The following is a 21,463-nucleotide window of genomic DNA, read 5'->3' as shown; positions in this document are numbered from 1 at the left end:
GGACAGCTTTGATGCGGGAAGGTTTAATGAAGAAAATATGGATTATGTTTTGTTAACATAAAGGCGGGATCAGGAGTGTGTGACAGGAGAACGCTTCTCCTTTGTACGGCATTTCTCAGTAGCCTGTCCGATACTTGCCTTCTTCCTTGTCCTCGAGCATGCTGAGGTACGACTGGTAGCGCGACTCGCTGATGTAGTGTTCCTCGACAGCGCGGCGTACGGCACAACCAGGCTCGTGGCGGTGGGTACAGTTGCCGTAGCGGCAATCGGCCGAGGCTTTGAATATTTCGGGAAAATAGTGGCCGATCTCTTCTTCCTCCATGTCGAAGGTGCCGAAGCCCTTGATACCCGGCGTGTCGATGAGGTAGCCGCCGCCTTCGAGGGGAAACATTTCGGAGAAGGTGGTGGTATGCATGCCCTTGTTGTGGGCGGTGGAGATTTCGCCCGTGCGTGCTGCGGCTTCGGGCAGAATGGCGTTGAGGAGGGTGGACTTGCCCACGCCCGAATTGCCCGACAGGAGGGTGACGCGGCCGCTCAGTTCGGCCTTGAGGAGGTCGATGCCTGTGCCTTGCGTGGCCGATACCTTGAAGCAGGAGTAACCGATGGTGGTGTAGAGGTGGACGAGGCTGTCCAGGTAGTGGAGGTCGTCTTCATCGTAAGCATCTATCTTGTTGAAGATGAGCTTCACGGGGATGCGGTAGGCTTCGGCCGAGGCGAGGAAGCGGTCGATGAAGGTGGTCGACGTTTCGGGATAGTTGACGGTGACGATGAGCATGCACTGGTCGAGGTTGGCAGCGATGATGTGCGACTGCTTCGACAGGTTGGACGCCCGTCGGATGATGTAGTTCTTGCGGTCTTCGATTTCGCTGATGAAGGCGGTGCCTTCCTGGTTGAGAATGATTTGCACGTAGTCGCCCACAGCTACCGGGTTGGTGCTGCGGATACCCTTCAGGCGGAAGTTCCCTTTGATTTTGCATTCGACACACCGCCCGTCTTCTGTCTTGACGAGATACCAGCTGCCTGTGTTCTTGATGACGAGCCCCTTCATTGAATTGAGAATTGAGAATGGAAAGTGGAAAATTGAAAATGGAAAATTGAGAATTGACAATGGGAAGCCGGGGAGTGCCCGTGCGTGTCATTTTCAATTCTCAATTTTCCATTTTCAATTATTATACGGTCATGATTTCCTTGTCCTTGGCGGCCAGCATTTCGTCAATCTGCTTGATATACTTGTCGTGTACCTTCTGCAGCTTCTCTTCGCCGCCCTTCTGGGCATCTTCGGCGAGGCCTTCCTTGACGGCTTTCTTCAACTGGTCGATGGCGTCGCGGCGGGCGTTGCGCACGCTCACCTTGGCTGTTTCGCCTTCGCCCTTGCACTGCTTGGCCAGCTGCTTGCGGCGCTCTTCAGTCAGAGGCGGGATGCCGATGCGGATGATTTCGCCGTTGTTCTCGGGCATGATGCCCAGGTCGGAGTCGATGATGGCCTTCTCGATGATGCGGAACATCGACTTGTCCCACGGCTTGATGGCGATGCTGCGTGCATCGGGAGTGGTCACGGCGGCCACGTTGTTGATGGGCACCATGCTGCCGTAGGAGTCTACGCGGATGCCGTCCAGTAGGCGGATGTCAGCCTTGCCGGCACGGATGTGGGCCAGTGTCTCTTCCAGATACATGATGGCCATGTCCATTTTCTCCTGCGCTTCGTTCAGGATGTCTTTTACGTCTTTCATATCGCTTCGTTCTTTATGGAATGATTGTTTTTTTTAATTAGTAGAGCAAATGTAGCGTATTATTCCTTCTTTTGCAACATTGCAGGTCTTTTTTTGATTCGGAAGGCCGTTGTCCGTCTGAAGGAAAACATTGCTTTCCTTGGTGCAAAGCATTGCTTTCCCCGATGGAAAGCATTGCTTTTTCAGTTGTGTACCAGCGTGCCGATTTCCTCGCCGGCCATGACTTTCTTCAGGTTGCCCACCGTATCCATGTCGAAGACGATGATGGGCAGGTTGTTCTCCTTGCACATGCAGGTGGCGGTGAGGTCCATCACCTTGAGGCCGCGGCGCAGCACTTCGTCGTAGGTGATGTCGTGGAATTTCGTGGCCGTCGGGTCCTTTTCCGGGTCGGCGGTATAGATGCCGTCTACGCGTGTACCCTTCAGCATCACGTCGGCTTCAATCTCGATGCCGCGCAGCGAGGAACCTGTGTCGGTGGTGAAGAACGGGTTGCCTGTGCCGGCAGACATGATGACCACTTCGCCAGCCTCCATGCACTCGATGGCACGCCACTTGTTGTAGAATTCGCCGATGGGCTCCATGCGGACGGCGGTCAGCACGCGGGCCTTGACGCCGGCGGCTACCAGGGCCGAGCTCAGTGCCAGGCTGTTGATGACGGTGGCCAGCATGCCCATCTGGTCGCCTTTCACGCGGTCGAAGCCTTTCGAAGCCCCGCTCAGCCCACGGAAGATGTTTCCACCGCCGATGACGATACCTATCTGCACGCCCATCTGATGTATTTCCTTGATCTGTGCTGCATATTCGGCCAGACGTTTTTCGTCGATGCCGTACTGCTTCTCGCCCATCAGGCTCTCGCCGCTGAGCTTCAGTAAGATTCTTTTGTACGTTGCCATAATTTGTTTTGCTAAATTTTTGATGTTTTTTCTCTTGGGGGACAAAGATAAAGTTTTCATAGATATTTTGCTCGCTTTCTTGGGGAATATATCTTCAGATTTTGCTGATGAACCGTATGGCAGTATCTGTACGTCTGTTTTTTGTCGGGTATGGATTTTTTATTTTGAACGGAATGTATATTTTTGTAGCTCGAATGGTTGTATGAAAAATATTAATTATAGACAGGGCATATATGATGAAACACATTCTCTTTTTTATCACATTTACTTTTCTGTTCAGCCTCCGGCTGGAGGCGCAGGTTTCTTTTGGCAAGGCTGTGAACTTCAACGACGGATGGCTTTTCCAGTTGGCCGATGATTCGGCGGCTGTCGTAGAGGGTTATGATGACAGCCGTTGGCGCAAGCTCGACCTGCCGCACGACTGGTCTATCGAAGGGCAGCTCTCGCCCGACCTGGCCAGCTGTACCGGCTATCTGCCTGGAGGCATCGGCTGGTATCGCAAGCATTTTCGGGTGACGGACGATGCGGCCCGGCATTACATTTACTTCGAAGGGGTTTACAATCGCAGTGAGGTGTATCTGAACGGCCATTTGCTGGGCAAGAGGCCTAATGGTTACATCTCGTTCATGTACGACCTGACGCCCTATCTGAAGGAAGGCGACAATGTGCTGGCCGTGCGGGTGGATCATAGCCGCTCGGCCGATTCGCGTTGGTATACGGGGTCGGGCATCTACCGTGACGTATGGATGGTATCAGTACCCGATGTTCATTTTGCCCAATGGGGCATCGGATGGCAGGCCACCTCGCTGACCGACCGCAGGGCGACGATTGCCGTCGATGTGGAAGTGGAGAAGCATGTGGAGGCTACGGGCCGTCTGGAAGTAAGGACCACGTTGCTGGATGCTGAGGGGCGGCAGGTGGCACAGGCTTCCGGCCGTGTGTCCGATGGTAAGATTGGCCTGTCCAAACGGACGCTGACGTTGCAGGTGAACCGCCCGAAACGTTGGGACTTGGATATGCCCTATTTATACACGTTGAAAACGGAACTGCTGGCCGATGGCAAGTGGTTGGACGGAAACGAAACGAAAGTCGGCCTGCGCACGCTGGAGTTTGATCCTGACAAGGGCTTTGCCCTGAACGGCCGCTGGATGAAGGTGAAGGGTGTCTGCCTGCACCACGATGCCGGTGTATTGGGAGCCGTAGTGCCGCCCGAAGTGTGGGAACGCCGCCTGACCAACCTTAAGAAATACCTTGGTGCCAATGCCATCCGCATGAGCCATAATCCGCAGGCACCGATAGTCTACGACCTGTGCGACCGCCTCGGCCTGCTCGTGATGGACGAGGCTTCGGACGAATGGGAGTTCCCCAAGCGCAAGTGGATCAAGGGATGGAACAAGGGTGAACCTGGCTACCAGGGTTCGTTCGATTTCTTTGAAGAATGGATTGAGCAAGATGTTACGGACATGGTGCGTCGCGACCGCAACCATCCCTCCGTCTTCCTGTGGAGCATCGGCAACGAGGTGGATTATCCGAACGACCCCTATTCGCATCCCATTCTGGACGGAGCCGGAGCAGCCATCAACCAACCCATGTTCGGCGGCTACAAGCCCGACGCGCCCGATGCCATGCGCATCGGTGTCATTGCCCAGCGGCTGGCAGCCTGCGTGCGGGCCGTGGACAAGAGCCGTCCCGTGACGGGCGCCCTGGCCGGTGTGGTGATGTCCAACCAGACCGCCTATCCCGAGGCCGTGGATGTAGTGGGCTACAACTATACGGAGAACCGCTACGATGAAGACCATGCCGCCTATCCCGACCGCGTCATCTACGGCAGCGAGACGGGTTCGGGCATCGGAGCCTGGCAGGCTGTGAAAGACAGGGATTTCATCTTCGGACAGTTTGTATGGACGGGCACCGACTATCTGGGTGAAGCGGGTGTATGGCCTTCGCGCGGACTGGGTACCGGTCTGCTCGATTTCGCCAGCCTGCCGAAGCCGCGCGGCCATCATCGCGCTGCGTTGTGGAGCGAGAAGCCCGTCACCTACATCGGCACCTATCCGAAGCGCGACTATCTGTCGCCCGACGCCTGGGACATCTGGAACTATGAACCGGGGCAACAGATACGGGTGGTGTGCTATACCAACGCTCCGCAGGCCCGGCTGTTGCTCAATGACAAGGTGGTAGGCGAGATGAAGCCCTACGACGTAAAGAGCGGCATCATTCATTGGGACATTCCCTACGAGGCAGGCGAGCTGCGTGCCGAGGGCTGCGATGAGGCCGGGAAGGTCTTGTCATCGTATGCTGTCCGTTCGTCCGGGCTGCCTTACGCCCTGCGTGTCACGGCGGATTGCGATACGTTGTCGGCCGACCGTCGGGTGGCCCATGTGCTGGTGGAAGTGGTGGACGAGCAGGGGGTACCGGTTCGCCTGGCCGATAACGAAATCACCTGCCGCATCGAAGGCCCCGCGCGTCTGCTTGGCCTGGAGAACGGGAATAACAGCGATATGTCCGAACATCGCGACCACCGTCAGCGCGTGTGGCGTGGACGCCTCCTGGCTTATGTGCAGGCCACGGGTGAAGCGGGAGACATCCGCATCCGGTTCACTTCTCCGCTACTCCAAAAAGCTGAGGTCGTGTTGCGGGGAGATGCTTTCTCAAAATGAATGTCAGTCCAGCCGCTTGCGCTTCAGCCGCAGGCTGTTTGTTACCACGCTGACGCTGCTGAACGCCATGGCCGCTCCCGCTATCATGGGGTTGAGCAGGAAGCCGCAGACGGGGTAGAGCACACCGGCGGCGACGGGCACACCTATTATATTATAGATGAAGGCCCAGAACAGGTTCTGCCGGATGGTGCGCACGGTGAGGTGGGAGAGACGCAGGGCCTCGGACAGCTTGCCGAGGTCGCCCTTCAGCAGGGTGATACCTGCCACGTCCATGGCGATGTCGCTACCCGTACCCATGGCGATGCTCAGGTCGGCCTGTGCCAAGGCAGCGCTGTCGTTGATGCCGTCGCCTACCATTGCTACGGTCTTGCCCTCTTGTTGCAGGCGGCCCACGTAGGCCGCCTTTTCTTGTGGCAGCACGTTGGCTCGGTAGTGGCGGATGCCCGTCTGTGCGGCGATGGCGCGGGCGGTGGCTTCGTTATCGCCCGTCAGCAGGTGGACGTCGATGCCTTGGCGTTGCAGGCGGCGGATGGCTTGGGCAGAGGTAGGCTTCACGCGGTCGGCGATGGCGGCCACGGCCAGAGCTTCGTGCTCATCAGCCAGCCAGATGACGGTTTGTGCTTCGGCTTCCAGGCGGTCGGCTTCCTGCGCCAGTTGCGGGTCGATGGCAATCTGCTGTTCGTCCAGCAGGCGACGGTTGCCGATGTAGTAAAGTGTATTGCTGACGCGGCCACGGATGCCCCGTCCGGTCAGACTTTCAAATTCTCCAATTGGAGAAGTATTTTTCTCTAATTGGGGAAAACTGCTTTCCAGGTAGTGCGTGACGGCTTCGGCCAGCGGATGTTCGGAACGCTTCTCCAGCGCATGGAAGGCGGCTGCGTGGCGGTTGTCTTCGTGTTTCCACAGGAGGGTGGTCACTTGCGGACGGCCTTCGGTCACGGTACCTGTCTTGTCCAGCACGACGGTGTCCACCCTGCGGGCGCGCTCCAGGCTCTCGGCGTCCTTGATGAGGATGCCCCGTTCGGCTCCCTTGCCGATGCCCACCATGATGGCTGTCGGTGTGGCCAGGCCCAGGGCGCAGGGGCAGGCGATGATGAGTACCGTCACCAGTGCCAGCAGGCCGTGGGTGAAGCCGTCGGTCGGGGCCAACAGTACCCAGCCGAGGAAGCTCAGCAGGGCAATGGCCATGATGGTGGGGACGAAGATGCCCGCGATGCGGTCTGCCAGCTTCTGCACGGGGGCCTTGCTGCCTTGTGCGTCCTGTACGGCACGGATGATATGGGCCAGCAGTGTGTCGTGTCCCACCTGCTCGGCGCGGAAGACGAAGCTGCCCTTCTGGTTGATGGTGCCTGCCAGTACACGGTCGCCCGCACGCTTGCCCACAGCCAGCGGTTCGCCGCTCAGCATGCTTTCGTCCACGTACGACTCACCACTCACGACCGTGCCGTCCACGGGCACGCGCTCGCCGGGCTTCACCAGAAGCAGATTGCCGACGGTGACCTGTTCCAATGGATAAGATTCTTTTAATGAAGAATGAGGAATGAAGAATGAAGAATTTCCTTGCGGACTGTCAGGCGCAGCGCAACCTGGTTCTTCATTCTTCATTTTTAATTCTTCATTTACCAGCGTTACCGTCTGCGGTTGCAGACCCATCAACTTCTTGATGGCGTCGGCTGTCCGGCTTTTGGCACGCGCCTCGAGCAGGCGGCCCAGCAGGATGAAGGCAATGATGACGGCCGAGGCTTCGAAATAGACATGCGGCTCGATGCCCCGCGACCGCCAGAAGTCGGGGAAGAAGAGGTTGAACACACTGAACAAGTAGGCGATGCCGGTGCTGACGGCCACCAGCGTGTCCATGTTGGCCGCGCGGTGCTTCAGCAGACGCCAGGCGTTGGCATAGAAGTCGTGGCCCAGTCCGAAAACTACGGGGGTAGCGAGCAGCCACATCACGTAGTTGGCATAGGGTAGGTCCATGAACGCCATGCCGATGACGGCCACGGGCAGGGCGAGGGCGATGGCCCACACGGTGCGCCGCTTCAGCGCGCGGTATTGGCGGAGTTGTTCCGCTTCCTTGTCTTCCGCCTCCGAGGGCGCGGGTGTTTCCTGTTTGGGAGTCAGGCCGAATCCTACGGCCTCTACGGCCTGTTGCAGGGCTGCGGCGTTGCAGGCCGACGGGTCGTAGGTCACTGTAGCCGTTGCCGTGGCCAGGTTGACGGCGGCTTGGACGACGCCCGGCTGCCGGCTCAAGGTCTTTTCCACACGGGCGGAGCAGGCGGCGCAGCTCATGCCCTGTACATCGAAGTTCTGTTGGATGGTATGTTCGTTTTCCATTGCTGACGGTTGGTTTTGGTGTTTACGTCTGCAAAGGTACGGCGGACTTCCCGGTCGGTTGTTATGGAATTCGGGGAATAAGTTATAAGATTGTGTCTTTATCTCAGATTTCGTCCAGCGGCCTGCGACGTTTCTCTTTCTGTTGCCTGAACTGTGTGGGGGTGAGGCCCGTCACGCTCTTGAACTGCGCACTCAGGTAAGCGGTGCTCGAGTAGCCCAGGCGGTCGGCTATCTCGTTCAGTGTCAGTTCGCCATAGGTCAGCAGTTCTTTGGCCCGCTCTATTTTCTGGGCGATGACATACTTCTCGACGGTGGTACCCGTAGCTTCGGAGAACAGCTTGCTCAGCGTGCTGTAGTCCTTGCTGAGGGCGCGGGCCAGGTAGTCGGACAGGTTGGTCTGGAGGGGCGCGTCCGTGGGCTGGTGAACGAGGCCGACGATGAGGTCTTTCATCTGTTGCACCGTCTGCATCCGGCGGTCGTCTATCAGCTCGAATTCCAGGGCTTCCAATGCTGCCTTTACCTGCAGGCGGAGGTCGGGTGTCAGCTCTTCGGCAGTGACGGCGATGCCCAGCTCCACAGACAGCGGGTGCAGGCCCAGTGTACGCAGGGCGTGGTCCACGGCCAGGATGCAGCGGTGGCATACCATATTCTTGATGTGAAGTGTATGGGTTTCGTCTGTCATCGGGATGCAATGCTTTGTTTGTTGCAAAGGTAGTGAAAGGTGAGCGCAGAAACAAATGAAAACAACGTTTTCAATTTGTTTCTGCCGAACCGCATCCTATCTTATCAAAAGGTAGTGAAAGGAGAGCGCAGAAACAAATGAAAACTACGTTTTTCAATTTGTTTTTGCCGGGCCGCATCCTATCTTGTTAAAAGGTAGTGAAAGGCGAATACAATAGACGGCTGAGTTGGCAATGAAAGTTAAATGCCCGAGAAACTTCGGGAAACGTTTCATCCTTTCGCCACAAATCCTTTCCTTTGTAGAAAAAACATCCCGACATGAAAAAATTGACTCCTTTTGTCCTGTTGTGCCTGGCGTTGCTGTCACTCGGGCTGAGTGCCTGTTCCGAGAAGGATGATAGCGTTCCACGTATCCAACTGGCGTATGAAAACCCGAATGAAGTTTTCGATAACGAAAACCCTCGTATCTCTCTGAGGGCTTTTGAAACGGCCGATCGTGTGTACCTCATACAGGGTGGTGACGGGAATTTCCGTTTGGAAGTTAGCAACGAAGAGGTGCTGCAAGCCCGTTGCGAAGGGAGCAAGCTCTTTATTCGTCCGCTGAAGGCTGGAAAGGCGGAAGTCCTTATTCGTGACGGTTACGGGTGGGACTATCTTTTGTCGGTTACGGTGGGGTATCCCTATTATCTTTATGGCGTGATAGACAACCGCGTGATGTTGCAGGGTGCAGGGCTGACCGATGAAGAGAAGAGCGCGCTGGAGCAGGAGATGCTGCATGCTTCTTCAGGTCCTGCCGTCGTCAAGGGTTATACGTTGGTCTATCAGAACGAAGCGATGAACGCGGGACAGCTGGTTATCGGTTCTTCGTGCTATGCCTTCGATGCATCGGCCGAGCCCATCGGACTCGAAGATCCTCTGGAACTCAATGTGCGTACGGACGACGGTTTTGCACGCAAGTTTTTCTTCGAACGCTTCACGCCCGTCCGTCTGTCGTCGGGCAACCGTTCGGACGAACTGTTTCTGAGTGAGTCCAATGGCGGCGTTTCGCCTGATACGCGTGATTTCAATTCGGCTCCTCACTTCCGTTGTGTGATTGCGGACCGCACTTCTCTCTATAGGGAACGTTATCCGGCACTGGAGCACGCCTATCATGTGCAGGTGGTGCTTGAACAATATGAAGGATTGACCTCCGAAGAATAAAGTCTCCGGCCGCGGGCCGGAGGGATTGTACGGAAGGATTTCCTCCTGACTTGCCGAGGCGGTCAGGGGGAAGTCTTATTTGTTTCTTGCCCGTACCTGTTCACTCCCCTATGAGTTTCAAGATAGTTTCATGCTTTGAAACCATCGGTTTCATTGAATGAAACCAGTAGTTTCTTTCAATGAAACTGTTAGTTTCATGCGATGAAACGATTGTGAAACCAGTCGTTTTAATAGTTAGTGTGTGAACGAAACCGGTAGTTTCAAGCCGTAGGGCACAGGTAGAAAAGGGGGTGAAGGCTTTTAAAGGATGTATTGCACCTCCTTGAAGAGGTATTTACGCAAGCGTCCCGCCTCGTCTTGCAGAACGAAGCGCCCGTCCGGTTCCACATCGGCCAGACGGGCCAGGAAGCGTCCGTTGGCGTCTTCGTAGGGGTGCAGGCCCTCGCGGCGGAAGAGGGTGTCGGTGTATCGGCGGGCAATGGAGGCGGCAAAGCGGCCGTCTTCGTCGTGGCGCAGGGCTTCGTAGTAGGTGTGCAGACGGCGCAGGAAGCCATTGAGGACGGTCAGCGCGTCGTAATCACGGCCCGTAATCTGCTTCAGCGAAACTGGGTTGGGCGCGGGGCTGCGGAAGGCGGTCTGGTTCAGGTTGATGCCGATGCCGGGGATGCAGCGGCCGATGCGGTTGCCCTCCAGCACATTTTCGATGAGCATGCCGCAAATCTTCTTCTCGTGCCAGTAGATGTCGTTGGGCCATTTGATGGAGATACCTTCTGTATGCGTGTCCAGCTCTTCCTTGACGGCCAGCGATACAATCTGCGACAGAACAAACTGGCGGCGTGCCTCGACGAAACGGGGGTAGAGCACGGTGCTGAACAGGAGGTTCTGTCCAGCTTCGGATTCCCACGAGTTGCCGCGCTGTCCCTTGCCCGATGTCTGGAAGCGGGCGGTGACGGTGGTATATTCGGCGGGGGCGGACGGGGCGTTGTCGCACAGGTCGCTCAGGTAGCGGTTGGTCGAGTCGGTTTCTTCCAGTCTGATGATTGGAAAGGAGGGTTGTTCAGGAATTGTTGTCATCTTGGTTTTGTACGTAAAATTCATTATGCTTAAAATTGTGGCGGATAGAAAGCATTCTCCAGATGCTCGATCTGGAACGGCGGCCGGTCGCCGACGGCCGTAACGATGTCGAAGCGGACGGGCAGGTCGATGCCGAAATGCTTGATGTAGGCATCGGCCGCCACGACGATGTGGCGCACCTTCCGCCAGTCCACGGCCTCCTGAGGCTCCTTGTAGTCGGTGTTGGTACGGGTCTTCACTTCGACCACCACCAGCTCGCCGTCGTGCGTGGCTACAATGTCCAGCTCCAGGCGGTTCTTGCGCCAGTTGCGGTGAAGTATCGTGTAGCCTTTCCGCTCCAGATAGGCTGCTACGGCATCCTCGCCTTCCTTTCCCAGTCTGTTGTGTGCTGCCATATTACCGTCTTTTTTCTTCTCGGGAGACAAATTTACGCTTTTTCTGCTTTGAATTTACGGCAGGAACACTAATTTTGCAGGAAATATGAGAAAGAGAGACAAAACGTGTGCGAAAGCAACGCCCGACGAGCCCAAACGCGAACAGCGCATTGTGTGCCTGATGAGCGAGGAGGAACTGCGGATTGTGGACCGTTATCTGGAGAAGTACAAGATAACCAACAAATCGCGCTGGTTCAGGGAGACTATTCTCATGTTTATCCACAAGAATATGGAGGAAGACTATCCGACCCTCTTTGGCGAGCACGACATGAGGCGCTGATTGGTCGGCAAGACAATGTATCGGCTCTAACTCCTTTAACTTCTCTAACTTCTTTAATTCCTGACCAATATGGACGACCCACATTACATGAAGCAGGCCTTGGCCGAAGCCCGGAAGGCGGCCGAGCGCGACGAAGTGCCCGTCGGGGCGGTCGTGGTGTGCAAGGACCGCATCATCGCCCGTGCCCACAACCTGACCGAAACCCTGACGGACGTGACGGCCCATGCCGAGATGCAGGCCATTACGGCTGCGGCGTCGGCCCTTGGCGGCAAGTATCTGAACGAGTGCACGCTCTACGTCACGGTAGAGCCTTGTGTGATGTGTGCCGGTGCCATTGCCTGGGCACAGGTCGGCCGCCTCGTCTTCGGGGCCGAGGACGAGAAACGGGGCTACCAGCGCTATGCGCCGCAGGCCCTTCATCCAAAAACGGTCGTGGTGAAAGGTGTGATGGCCGACGAATGTGCCACCCTGATGAAAGAATTCTTCCAGCGGAAACGGTAAGGGGGGGAAGCGGTTAACGGTTAGTGGTGAGCGGTTGGTATTGGCTGCTAACTTATTGGGACGTAATGGGAAGGCACCGGTTAAAAATGATGGAACGAATAACCGATTGACAGGAATATGCCCTGGCTTAATTCTCTCTTGGGAACATGGAACTTCTGCCCGTTGGCTAACGTAATGTTTCTTCGCCCGGAATAATAGTCAAGATTGGAAAGGGAATATCCACCTCTGAGGATGAAACGGCCGATGGCAAAGTTGACCGAAGCTCTTGCGTTCCAGTAGAACCATTGGAGGTCTTTATTGGGAAATCGTCGGTAATCTACGGTTTGGCTGACTGCTCCCGCGAATTCCTTGATTTCATAGGTTAGAGAGTTGCGGAATGGGCATGCCAGGCTGAGGCCAGGCTCTACCTGGAACCAAAGCCGGTAGTCGTGGTCCGCACTTTCCCATACGGTGGGAGATTTCAGTATCACAGACGGCTTGAAGATGACCCATCGGATGTTTCTTTCATTGTCTGTGAGCTCAGCCTCCTGTCCGTCAATGGTGGTCTGACGGCTCGGCTGGTTGTATTGGCCGGTTAACTCCAATCCAAGTGCCACTCCGAGATACTTGTGGAAAAGCCAGCTGACGGATGGCTCAAGTTGCCAGGCTTGTTCATTGTTGAGATATATTCCTCCGTATAAGTCTGCTGTGAATGTCGGTTTGTCGTCCTGTGCATATAGGCCGACGGTCGCGCACCACGATAGTAATACTGCTAAGATGATTGCTCCCCTGTTCATGGCTGTTAGTCTTTTATCTCTTCAAAGTCCACATACTCGCCTTCGTCCTTGGAGAAGATGCGCTCCTTGTGCTTGATGTGGAGTTCGCCTTCTTCGGGGCGGATGCCGTCGTTCGGGGTCGTGGAGGTGCGCGACGACTGGCGGTTGTCTCCGTAGAACGTATAGCCGCCCTGGAAGTTGCGCGGCGACGGCTTCTTCCGTCCGAAGCCGAAGAAGCCGCGTACAATGCTGAAGATGACGCTGAGGCCGATAATCAGTATCGCTATGATGAGTATGAACAGAAATCCTAAGAAATGTAACATGTATATCAAGTGTTTTAGTTGGTTCTGATAACACTACTACAACAATCGTGCCAGACGGAAAGTTCACTTCTTCCGGCCTGTGAACAGCGACAGCAGGATGTACCAGACAATGGAGACGGCAAAACCGCGTATTTTCAAGGTTGCCAGGAAGTAGATGCAGAGCAGCAGGAAGATGAAGCTCACCTTGTTGTCCTTCCACGACAGGTTCTTGAACTTCAGCGAGAACATCGGAATCTCCGATACCAGCAGCCACGAGGAGAGGCAGACTACGGCCAGCAGTCCGAGCGGATGAACACTGCCGCCGGTCAGCATCGGATGGTAGCCCGCTACGAACGAGGCCCAGAACAGGGCGTTGGCAGGCACGGGCAGGCCGATGAAGGAAGTTGCCTGGCGCGTGTCGTTGTTGAACTTGGCCAGGCGCAGGGCCGAGAATACCGAAATGAGGAAAGCTGCATAGGGCAGCCAGGCAGTTGTGCCTGCCAGATAGTCGGGGTAGGGCATCTCCTTGAACAGGGAGAAGACGATAATCGACGGTGCCACGCCGAAGCTGACGTCGTCGGCCAGCGAATCCAAGTCCTTGCCGATGGGAGAATGTGCGTTCAGTGCGCGGGCGGCCAATCCGTCGAAAAAGTCGAATGTCGCACTGATGATGATAAACAGCAATGCCAGTTCGTAGCGGCTTTCGAAGGCCATCACGCCGGCGATGCAGCCCGAAAACAGGTTCAGGCAGGTCAGCGCGTTGGGAATATGACGGGTGATGCAATTGGCCATAATGGGATTATTTTAGTTTGGCGATGACTGTCTGGTTGCCCGTAGTCAGTTGCCCCAGTTTGACAAGTATTTCAGTGCCCAGCGGCAGGTAGACGTCCACACGCGAGCCGAACTTGATGAAGCCCATGTGCTCGTCGATGTAGCATTCCTCGCCCGGCTCGGCATAGGTGACGATGCGGCGTGCCATGGCTCCGGCTATCTGCCGTGCCATCACCTCCACGCCTTCGGGCGTTTCGATGACCACCATCGAGCGTTCGTTGTCCGTGCTGGCCTTGGGCAGCCAGGCTTTCATGAATTTTCCGTTCTGGTGGCCCACCTTCTTGATGGTGCCGTCCACGGGATACCAGTTGGCATGTACGTTGACCAGGCTCATGAAGATGGACACCATGAGACGGCGGTCGTGGAAGTATTCATTCTCCTCCACTTCTTCGATGACTACCACCTTGCCGTCGGCCGGCGCTACCACCACTTTCTCCGTATCCTGGCCGAAGAGACGTATCGGGCAACGGAAGAAGTTGACCAGTATGCCGTACACCACCAGGCTGACCACGCCTACAATATAAAAAGGTATCTTGCATTCCAACCCGAAGTACAGGGCGGAGTCAACTGCCAGCAGCAGTATCAGGCTTCCTATCAGTGTGTGGGTGCCTTCACGGTGTATGCGTATTTTCTTTAGTCTTTTAAGTCTGCCCATGTAATCAATCCGTTTGTCTTGGGATTTGGTTTAAATTAGTAATTACCCGCAAAAATAGGGCTATTTTAAAAATCAAGCAAGAAAATGGGGCATAAATGCATCTGTGAGCAATTTTTTGATGAATATTTTGGTGAAAAATGTCAGACATTGTACCTTTATGCTCCAATTTGAAAGGAGTGCTTATGCAAGATTTTGTTCATCTACACGTACATACCCAGTATTCGTTACTCGACGGGCAGGCCAGTGTCAGCCGCCTGGTGGACAAGGCAATGAAGGACGGCATGCGCGGCATCGCGGTGACCGACCACGGCAACATGTTCGGCATCAAGGAGTTCACCAACTACGTCAACAAGAAGAACAGTGGCCCGAAGGGAGAAATCAAGGACCTGAAGAAGAAAATGGCCGACATCGAGAGCGGCAAGGAGGAGTGTGAAGACAAGGAAGCCGCGCTGGCCGACTGCCGCGAGAAGATAGCTGCGGCGGAAGCCCGCATCTTCAAGCCCATCATCGGCTGCGAGATGTACGTGGCGCGACGCACGATGGACAAGAAGGAGGGCAAGCCCGACCAGAGCGGTTACCACCTGGTGGTGCTGGCCAAGAACGAGAAGGGCTACCACAACCTCATCAAGCTGGTGTCGCGCGCCTGGACCAAAGGCTACTATATGCGTCCGCGTACCGACCGCAACGAGCTGGAGAAATATCACGAGGGCCTGATTGTCTGCTCCGCCTGCCTGGGTGGCGAAATCCCCAAGAAGATAACCAACGACAAGTACGACGAGGCCGAGGAGGCCATCCGCTGGTACAAGAACCTCTTCGGCGACGACTTTTACCTGGAGCTGCAACGCCACAAGGCCACCGTGCCGCGTGCCAACCACGAGGCCTATCCCCTGCAGCAGAAGGTGAATGCCAAGCTGATGGAATACAGCAAGAAGTATGGCATCAAGCTGATCTGTACGAACGACGTCCATTTCGTGGACGAGGAGAACGCCGAAGCTCACGACCGCCTCATCTGCCTCAGTACGGGCAAGGACCTCGACGACCCCACCCGCATGCTCTACACCAAGCAGGAGTGGATGAAGACCAAGGCCGAGATGAACGAGATCTTTGCCGACGTGCCCGAAGCGCTCACCAACACGCTGGAGATTCTGGACAAGGTGGAGTTCTATTCCATCGACCATGCCCCCATCATGCCTACCTTCGCCATCCCCGAAGACTTCGGTACGGAGGAGGAATACCGCAAGAAATATACCGAACAGGACCTGTTCAACGAGTTCACCCGCAACGAGAACGGCGAAGTGGTGCTCGACGAGGAGGCCGCCAACGCTAAGATCAAGCGTCTGGGCGGCTACGAGAAGCTGTACCGCATCAAGCTGGAGGCCGACTACCTGGCCAAGCTGGCCTTCGACGGGGCCAAGCGCCTCTACGGCGACCCGCTGAGCGAGGAGGTGAAGGAACGCCTCGTGTTCGAGCTCTACATCATGAAGACCATGGGTTTCCCCGGTTACTTCCTCATCGTGCAGGACTTCATTAACGCCGCGCGTACCCAGCTCGGCGTGTCTGTGGGGCCGGGACGTGGTTCGGCGGCTGGTTCGGCGGTGGCCTACTGCCTGGGCATCACGAAGATAGACCCCATTCAGTACGACCTGCTGTTCGAGCGTTTCCTGAACCCCGACCGTATCTCCCTCCCCGATATCGACGTGGACTTCGATGATGACGGTCGCGGCGAGGTGCTCCGCTGGGTGACCGAGAAGTACGGACAGGAGAAGGTGGCCCACATCATTACCTACGGCACGATGGCTACCAAGATGGCCATCAAGGACGTGGCCCGCGTGGAGAAGCTCCCGCTGTCCGAGTCCGACCGCCTGTGCAAGCTGGTGCCCGACAAGATTCCCGACAAGAAGCTGAACCTGCCCAACGCCATCGCCTACGTGCCCGAGCTGCAGGCGGCCGAGGCGTCGCCCGACCCGCTGGTGCGCGAGACCATCAAATATGCCAAGATGCTTGAAGGCAACGTGCGTGGCACCGGTGTGCATGCCTGCGGTACCATCATCTGCCGTGACGACATCACCGACTGGGTGCCCGTCAGCACGGCCGACGACAAGGAAACGGGCGAGAAGATGCTCGTCACCCAGTACGAAGGCTCCGTCATCGAGGACACGGGGCTCATCAAGATGGACTTCCTGGGCCTGAAGACCCTTTCCATCATCAAGGAGGCGGTAGAGAACGTCCGCCTGCACCGCGGCATCGAACTCGACATCGACAAGATATCCATCAACGACCCCGCCACTTACAAACTGTATTGCGACGGCCGCACCATCGGAACCTTCCAGTTCGAGTCGGCCGGCATGCAGAAGTACCTGCGCGAGCTGCAGCCCAGTACGTTCGAGGACCTCATCGCCATGAACGCCCTCTACCGCCCGGGGCCTATGGACTACATCCCCGACTTTATCGACCGCAAGTGGGGACGCAAGCCCATCGAATACGATATCCCCATCATGGAGAAGTACCTGAAGGATACCTACGGCATCACCGTCTACCAGGAGCAGGTGATGTTGCTCTCCCGTCTGCTGGCCGACTTCACCCGCGGCGAGTCCGACGCCCTGCGCAAGGCCATGGGTAAGAAGCTGCGCGACAAGCTGGACCACATGAAGCCGAAGTTCATCTCCGGCGGGCAGAAGAACGGGCACGACCCCAAGGTGCTGGAGAAAATCTGGGCCGACTGGGAGAAGTTCGCTTCCTACGCCTTCAACAAGTCGCACGCCACGTGCTACTCCTGGGTAGCCTACCAGACGGCCTACCTGAAGGCCAACTATCCTGCCGAATACATGGCGGCCGTCATGAGCCGAAGCCTCTCGGACATCACCACCATCACTAAGCTGATGGACGAGTGCAAGTCGATGGGCATCAAGGTGCTGGGACCCGATGTGAACGAGAGTAACCTGAAGTTCACCGTCAACCCCGAAGGCAACATCCGCTTCGGACTGGGTGCCGTGAAGGGAGTGGGCGAGGGTGCCGTGCAGAGCATCATGGATGAACGGCGGAAGAACGGACCTTACAAGGGCATCTTCGACTTCGTGCAGCGTGTCAACCTCAATGCCTGCAACAAGAAGAACCTCGAGTGCCTGGCCCTGGCGGGAGGTTTCGACAGCTTCCCCGAGCTGCGCCGCGAGCAGTATTTCGCCCTTAACTCCAAGGGGGAAGTCTTCCTGGAGTCGCTCGTGCGCTACGGCAACCGCTATCAGGCTGACAAGGCCGCGGCTGCCAATTCGCTATTCGGCGGCGAGAACGTGGTGGACATCGCCACGCCCGAAGTGCCCGAGGCCGAACGCTGGAGCGACCTGGACCGCCTGAACAAGGAACGCGACCTGGTGGGCATCTATCTTTCCGCCCATCCGCTGGACGAGTATGCCGTGGTGCTGGAGCATGTATGCAACACCCACATGGCCGAGCTTGAGAACAAGGAGGCGCTCGTGGGCCGCGAAATCACGATGGGCGGCATCGTCACCTCCCTGCGCCGCGGCACGAGCAAGAACGGCAATCCGTATGGCATCGCCAAGATAGAAGACTACTCCGGAGCCGCCGAGATACCGTTCTTCGGCAACGACTGGGTCACCTATCAGGGATATCTGGGCGAGCGTACCTTCCTTTATATCAAGGCGCGCTGCCAGCCCAAGCAGTGGCGGCAGAACGAGCTGGAGCTGAAGATAACGTCCATCGAACTGCTGCCCGACGTCAAGGAGAAGCTCATCGAGAAGATAACGATCCTCATCCCGCTGACGGTGCTCAACACCGAGCTGGTGAACGAGCTGGCCGACCTTACCAAGGAACATCCCGGCTCGACGGAGCTTTATGTCAAAGTGTCCGACCCGGAAACCAAGCTGACGCTCGACATGGTGTCGCGTCCGGTGAAGCTTTCCGTGGGGCGTGAGCTGATTTCTTATTTAAAGGAACGTCCGGAGCTGGATTTCCGAATCAATTAGTGGTCGATGAATAAGATAGGATGCGTCTCAGCAAAAAAATTAAGCAAGCTTATTTTTTTTGCTTTCGACTTTCACTATCTTTGCCCGTGCAATCGGTTAAAAAATAACCAGAGAATAAACTAATAACAATCAATAATTTAAAAGCTTAAGACAATGGCATTGGAGATTACTGACAGCAATTATCAGGCAACCCTCGCAGAAGGAAAGCCTGTAGTGATAGACTTTTGGGCACCGTGGTGCGGACCTTGCAAGATGGTGGCTCCCATCATCGAGGAACTGGCAGCCGAATACGAAGGCAAGGTACTTATCGGTAAGTGCGACGTGGACGAGAACGGCGACGTAGCTGCCGAGTTCGGCATCCGCAACATCCCTACCGTGCTGTTCTTCAAGGACGGCAAACTGGTGGACAAGCAGGTGGGTTCCGCTACCAAACCGGCTTATGCAGCCAAGATTGAAGCTTTGTTATAAATCATAGTCAGGATGGCTGCAAATGTGGGCGTATCCCTGTAACGGGGCGGTTGCATTTGCGGCCTTCGTCACTTTTAAAATCATTCATGACATGGGAACAGTAGACGAATTCTTGCAGGATGACCTGGATGACGAGAAGACCATCGAGTTCATCAAGAACTATCTGCCGCAGGACCTGAAGGACAGGTTCTCCGACGACGAACTGTATTACTTCCTCGACGTAATTGACGAGTACTATGTGGAGAGCGGCATCCTCGATGCACAGCCCGACGAGGACGGCTACATCGACATCGACCTGGAGAAGATTGTAGACTATATCATTAAGGAAGCCCGCAAGGACGAGATGGGCGAGTTCGACCCCGAAGAACTGCTCTTCGTCGTTCAGGGCGAAATGGAATATACCGACTCGCTGGGCGACGGCGAATGAGTCGGGCGTTTTCCTCCTCTTTTGTTCATGCCGTGCTTCGTTGCTTTCTGACGAAGCACGGCATGACGTTTTCAGGAAGTGCTTCGTCAGGTGCTCATGCAGTGCTTCATGAGGGGGTGACGAAGCACTTCGTCAGAGGGTCACGAAGCACTGGCTGGGAAGGCCTGCTTCAGGCGGGTGGCGTGTTCAGCACAAAGAATATGGCGGTGGCTATCAGAATCAGTCCCAGCACGCCGTAGAACAGGCGGGCCTGCCGGCGGCCCACGTTGCGCACCACGAACTGCGTGTTGCGTGCCGTGAAGAACCAGTCCCAGTCCAGCAGGGCCGCCAGTAGGCTGACGATGCCTGCTGCGGCAAAGATGCCTTGTATCAGATATTGGCTGGCCATGGCTGCGCTCAGGCTAATTCTTCCATCGTCAGGCGGCGTGCGCCGTTCTCCACTTCTTCGATGGTCACCTTGACGGTGTTGCCCGGCAGCAGCTCTTCAATCAGCTCCGGCCACTCGATGAAGCAGACGGCACCGCTGTAGAAGTAGTCCTCGTATCCCATGTCGTACACCTCTTCGAGCTTCTTGATGCGGTAGAAGTCAAAGTGGTAGATGAGCTCTCCGGCCAGGTCGGAACGGTATTCGTTGACGATGGCGAAGGTGGGCGACGTGATGACATCGCTCACGCCCAGCTCCTCGCAGACGGCTTTGATGAACGTGGTCTTTCCGGCTCCCATCTTGCCGTAGAAGGCGAAGACGGTATTGTCGCCCATAGCCTCGACAAACTGGCGGGCAGCTTCGTGAATCTGGTCTAATGACTGAATGTTGATTTCCATTGTATCTATCTTTTTGTTTCTTATAAACGATTGTTTCAGGGTTTCGCCTGCCGTTTCAGACGGGCGATGTAAAGGGTCTTCCCCATCTTGCACACCGCATAGATGAGGATGGAGAAGAAGATGATGGACGCTCCCGAGGGCACGTTCAGGTAGAACGACAGCAGCAGGCCGCCCAGGCAGCTGAGGTAGCCGATGCCGATGGACAGCCACACGATGCGGAGAAAACGGTGGGAGAACAGGTTGGCCGTCATCTGCGGGATGGTGAGCAGCGAGATGACCAGCACGATGCCCACCATGCGCAGGCAGGCCACGATGGTCAGGGCGATGAACATCATCAGGGTGTATTCGAAGAAGGCCACCGGCAACCCTTGCGAACGGGCGAACTCACGGTCGAAGGCGATGCTGACGATGGGCCGCAGGTAGAGGCCGAAGAATACGGCCAGAACGGCCGACAGCACACCCAGCAGGGCGATGTCGCTCGCTGTAATGGTCAGGATGTTGCCGAAGAGGTAGGCCGAGAGGTCGGGCGCAAAGCCCGGCGACAGGAAGGTGAACATGATGCCCAGCGCCATGCCCAGCGTCCAGAAGACCGCAATGGCCGAGTCCTCGCGCATGTCCTTGCGCTTGCTGAGCCACTCCACGCCGAAAGCCGACAGCACGGCAAACACGGCTGCCGACAGGATGGGCGGGATGCCGGTGTACAGTCCCAGTCCGATGCCGCCGAACGAGGCATGCGTCAGTCCGCCGCTGATGAATACCAGCCGCCGCGTCACGATGTACGTGCCCACCAGCCCGCAGGCAATGCTTGCCAGCAGGCTGCCCAGCAGGGCGTGTTGGAAGAATGTATATTGTAACAGGTCCATGTTTTTAGCGGTTAGTGGTGAGCGGTTAGTTAGCGGTTAGTGATGAACGGTTAGCGGTTAGTGAAGAGTATCGGCTTCTAACTTCTTTAACTTCTTATTTTTTATGCGGATTGGCCCTCAGTTCCCCGACCACGAGGAACACTTCGTCCTTCAGGTTGTCCGGCAGGGCGATGCCGCGCAGCTGCAGGCTGCGTACCCATCCGGCCACGTCTTCTTCCTGCATGGTGTAGAACACATCGCGGAAATCCTCTTCCTGCTCGGGCGTGTAGGCGTCGCCGGGCGTGCCAATGTATTGGTCCAGTTCTTCGTCGTCGTAGTATTCTATCTTCTTGCTGACGGCTGCCAGCAGACTTTCCTTTTCGCACACCTCGTGCTGGCCGCAACACTCCGAATCCACTTCCACGACTTCGGGCATGGCTTCCAACTCGCCGCTTTCCACCTGCCGGCGCAGGCGGCGGTTGCGTATCACTCCGGCTACGGCTGCTACCACGGCCAGGACTATCAGACTAACAATCAGTATCCACATACCTTTATATATATAATAGCGTGGTGCAAAGATAGTGCAAACTGAGAGAA

22 protein-coding genes are annotated in these 21,463 nt (G+C 56.3%); 7 read left to right on the top strand and 15 right to left on the bottom strand.

All coding sequences use genetic code 11. The annotated features are described in order from the left end of the window. Window positions 1–115: 115 nt before the first annotated feature. The 3 genes from rsgA to pyrH all read right to left on the bottom strand — a co-directional run bounded on the left by rsgA (window position 116) and on the right by pyrH (window position 2,623). Complete coding sequence (rsgA, locus tag BQ7483_RS04200; RefSeq protein ID WP_072544891.1) at window positions 116–1,048, bottom strand: ribosome small subunit-dependent GTPase A; 933 nt, start codon at window positions 1,046–1,048, stop codon at window positions 116–118. Window positions 1,049–1,169: 121 nt separating this feature from the next. Then, window positions 1,170–1,730, bottom strand: coding sequence for a ribosome recycling factor (gene frr / locus BQ7483_RS04195; RefSeq protein ID WP_072544890.1), 561 nt, complete (start codon window positions 1,728–1,730; stop codon window positions 1,170–1,172). A 182-nt stretch (window positions 1,731–1,912) separates the two neighbouring features. Beyond that, window positions 1,913–2,623: a UMP kinase gene (gene pyrH / locus BQ7483_RS04190; protein WP_022021909.1), complete on the bottom strand. Its 711-nt coding sequence runs from the start codon at window positions 2,621–2,623 to the stop codon at window positions 1,913–1,915. A gap of 236 nt (window positions 2,624–2,859) precedes the next feature. Between pyrH and BQ7483_RS04185 the strand changes: the two genes are divergently transcribed. Next, window positions 2,860–5,283 carry a glycoside hydrolase family 2 TIM barrel-domain containing protein gene (locus BQ7483_RS04185; protein ID WP_072545013.1) on the top strand — a complete coding sequence of 808 codons (2,424 nt, stop codon included), beginning with the start codon at window positions 2,860–2,862 and terminating at the stop codon, window positions 5,281–5,283. A 3-nt stretch (window positions 5,284–5,286) separates the two neighbouring features. On the opposite strand, the gene BQ7483_RS04180 is transcribed toward BQ7483_RS04185, so the two are convergent. Together BQ7483_RS04180 and BQ7483_RS04175 are read right to left on the bottom strand one after the other, a co-directional pair. Beyond that, entirely contained in the window at window positions 5,287–7,614 is a 2,328-nt protein-coding gene (locus BQ7483_RS04180) for a heavy metal translocating P-type ATPase (protein ID WP_072544889.1), read from the bottom strand. Window positions 7,615–7,717: 103 nt separating this feature from the next. After that, a complete protein-coding gene (locus tag BQ7483_RS04175) occupies window positions 7,718–8,296 on the bottom strand; it encodes a helix-turn-helix domain-containing protein (protein ID WP_022021912.1) in 579 nt (192 codons plus the stop codon). A gap of 317 nt (window positions 8,297–8,613) precedes the next feature. Here BQ7483_RS04175 and BQ7483_RS04170 point away from each other — a divergent pair, with 317 nt between their 5' ends. Next, window positions 8,614–9,495, top strand: a complete 882-nt coding sequence (locus tag BQ7483_RS04170) for a hypothetical protein (RefSeq protein ID WP_072544888.1) — start codon at window positions 8,614–8,616, stop codon at window positions 9,493–9,495. 300 nt (window positions 9,496–9,795) lie between these two features. Here BQ7483_RS04170 and BQ7483_RS04165 read toward each other — a convergent pair whose 3' ends face one another. Next, window positions 9,796–10,569 carry a biotin--[acetyl-CoA-carboxylase] ligase gene (locus BQ7483_RS04165; protein WP_072545011.1) on the bottom strand — a complete coding sequence of 258 codons (774 nt, stop codon included), beginning with the start codon at window positions 10,567–10,569 and terminating at the stop codon, window positions 9,796–9,798. 29 nt (window positions 10,570–10,598) lie between these two features. Next, entirely contained in the window at window positions 10,599–10,964 is a 366-nt protein-coding gene (locus BQ7483_RS04160) for a YraN family protein (protein ID WP_072545010.1), read from the bottom strand. Window positions 10,965–11,049: 85 nt separating this feature from the next. Between BQ7483_RS04160 and BQ7483_RS04155 the strand changes: the two genes are divergently transcribed. Together BQ7483_RS04155 and BQ7483_RS04150 are read left to right on the top strand one after the other, a co-directional pair. Further along, window positions 11,050–11,283, top strand: a complete 234-nt coding sequence (locus tag BQ7483_RS04155) for a hypothetical protein (protein WP_021847781.1) — start codon at window positions 11,050–11,052, stop codon at window positions 11,281–11,283. A 69-nt stretch (window positions 11,284–11,352) separates the two neighbouring features. Continuing rightward, a complete protein-coding gene (locus BQ7483_RS04150; RefSeq protein ID WP_072544887.1) occupies window positions 11,353–11,784 on the top strand; it encodes a nucleoside deaminase in 432 nt (143 codons plus the stop codon). A gap of 80 nt (window positions 11,785–11,864) precedes the next feature. Here BQ7483_RS04150 and BQ7483_RS04145 read toward each other — a convergent pair whose 3' ends face one another. From BQ7483_RS04145 to BQ7483_RS04130, 4 genes are all read right to left on the bottom strand, one after another. Next, entirely contained in the window at window positions 11,865–12,380 is a 516-nt protein-coding gene (locus tag BQ7483_RS04145; RefSeq protein ID WP_139247524.1) for a hypothetical protein, read from the bottom strand. Between the two features lie 185 nt (window positions 12,381–12,565). Beyond that, on the bottom strand, window positions 12,566–12,862 hold the full coding sequence (locus BQ7483_RS04140; RefSeq protein ID WP_072544885.1) for a DUF4834 family protein: 297 nt from the start codon (window positions 12,860–12,862) through the stop codon (window positions 12,566–12,568). Window positions 12,863–12,925: 63 nt separating this feature from the next. Continuing rightward, window positions 12,926–13,633 carry a CDP-diacylglycerol--serine O-phosphatidyltransferase gene (gene pssA, locus BQ7483_RS04135; RefSeq protein ID WP_072544884.1) on the bottom strand — a complete coding sequence of 236 codons (708 nt, stop codon included), beginning with the start codon at window positions 13,631–13,633 and terminating at the stop codon, window positions 12,926–12,928. Between the two features lie 7 nt (window positions 13,634–13,640). Then, the gene (locus BQ7483_RS04130) at window positions 13,641–14,327 is read right to left on the bottom strand and encodes a phosphatidylserine decarboxylase family protein (RefSeq protein WP_022021920.1); all 687 of its coding nucleotides are present in this window, start codon (window positions 14,325–14,327) and stop codon (window positions 13,641–13,643) included. 182 nt (window positions 14,328–14,509) lie between these two features. Here BQ7483_RS04130 and dnaE point away from each other — a divergent pair, with 182 nt between their 5' ends. The 3 genes from dnaE to BQ7483_RS04115 all read left to right on the top strand — a co-directional run bounded on the left by dnaE (window position 14,510) and on the right by BQ7483_RS04115 (window position 19,202). Further along, window positions 14,510–18,307 (top strand): DNA polymerase III subunit alpha, encoded by a 3,798-nt coding sequence (gene dnaE / locus BQ7483_RS04125; protein ID WP_022021921.1) that lies wholly within the window; start codon window positions 14,510–14,512, stop codon window positions 18,305–18,307. 153 nt (window positions 18,308–18,460) lie between these two features. After that, the gene (gene trxA / locus BQ7483_RS04120) at window positions 18,461–18,775 is read left to right on the top strand and encodes a thioredoxin (RefSeq protein WP_072544883.1); all 315 of its coding nucleotides are present in this window, start codon (window positions 18,461–18,463) and stop codon (window positions 18,773–18,775) included. 91 nt (window positions 18,776–18,866) lie between these two features. Next, window positions 18,867–19,202: a hypothetical protein gene (locus BQ7483_RS04115; protein ID WP_022021923.1), complete on the top strand. Its 336-nt coding sequence runs from the start codon at window positions 18,867–18,869 to the stop codon at window positions 19,200–19,202. A 169-nt stretch (window positions 19,203–19,371) separates the two neighbouring features. On the opposite strand, the gene BQ7483_RS04110 is transcribed toward BQ7483_RS04115, so the two are convergent. From BQ7483_RS04110 to BQ7483_RS04095, 4 genes are all read right to left on the bottom strand, one after another. Next, complete coding sequence (locus tag BQ7483_RS04110; protein WP_022021924.1) at window positions 19,372–19,590, bottom strand: immunity 17 family protein; 219 nt, start codon at window positions 19,588–19,590, stop codon at window positions 19,372–19,374. 8 nt (window positions 19,591–19,598) lie between these two features. Then, window positions 19,599–20,024, bottom strand: coding sequence for a tRNA (adenosine(37)-N6)-threonylcarbamoyltransferase complex ATPase subunit type 1 TsaE (tsaE, locus tag BQ7483_RS04105; RefSeq protein ID WP_022021925.1), 426 nt, complete (start codon window positions 20,022–20,024; stop codon window positions 19,599–19,601). Between the two features lie 35 nt (window positions 20,025–20,059). After that, complete coding sequence (locus BQ7483_RS04100) at window positions 20,060–20,887, bottom strand: metal ABC transporter permease (protein WP_072544882.1); 828 nt, start codon at window positions 20,885–20,887, stop codon at window positions 20,060–20,062. 94 nt (window positions 20,888–20,981) lie between these two features. Further along, window positions 20,982–21,413 carry a phospholipase gene (locus tag BQ7483_RS04095; protein ID WP_072544881.1) on the bottom strand — a complete coding sequence of 144 codons (432 nt, stop codon included), beginning with the start codon at window positions 21,411–21,413 and terminating at the stop codon, window positions 20,982–20,984. Window positions 21,414–21,463 lie beyond the last annotated feature (50 nt).

Source organism: Mediterranea massiliensis, assembly GCF_900128475.1.
GTDB classification, from domain to species: Bacteria; Bacteroidota; Bacteroidia; order Bacteroidales; family Bacteroidaceae; genus Bacteroides; species Bacteroides massiliensis_E.
The sequence above is the reverse complement of the archived record's forward strand: the minus strand, read 5'-3'. Positions and strand labels throughout refer to the sequence as shown.